Raw genomic sequence first — 519 nt, 5'->3', positions numbered from 1 at the left:
GTTGACACATAATACCCTCTTGCCCAAAAGGCTCTATTCCATTTACTTCCTTGATTTGGATGTTTGTCAAATATCATTAAGGCACTTTTACCCTTAATATATCCCACAAATTCTGAAACACTATATTTCGGCGGTATACTTACACATAAATGTACATGGTCTTGGCATACTGCTCCTTCAATTATCTCAACTCTTTTATATTCGCATAATCTCTTTAATATCTCTCTTACATCTGCTCTTATTTGTCCATATAGCACTTTACGTCTGTACTTTGGAATAAATACGATATGATATTGGCATTTCCATCTAGTGTGTGATAAACTTGAACTGTCCATTAGGACCGCCTCCTATTTGATATTGGCTTGCGACACCAGTATCATCTTACCATAGGAGGCTTTTTAATAACATACTTAACACTACCGCTTACTCTATTCGCCCCAGCATAGCTGGGGGATTAGTATTTTCATTTACTGGGTGAGTTTATTATGTTGGATAAACATGTGATTTTTTATTTATTAG

1 protein-coding gene is annotated in these 519 nt (G+C 35.5%); it reads right to left on the bottom strand.

The genetic code is table 11. The features are described 5' to 3' along the window. Positions 1 to 335, bottom strand: a 335-nt coding sequence (gene tnpA, locus ACX6CF_RS26160) for an IS200/IS605 family transposase (RefSeq protein ID WP_458788324.1), incomplete at its 3' end; no start/stop codon positions are given. Positions 336 to 519 lie beyond the last annotated feature (184 nt).

It is taken from the genome of Vallitalea sediminicola, assembly GCF_054408565.1.
This window is presented reverse-complemented; position numbering and strand designations above follow the sequence as displayed.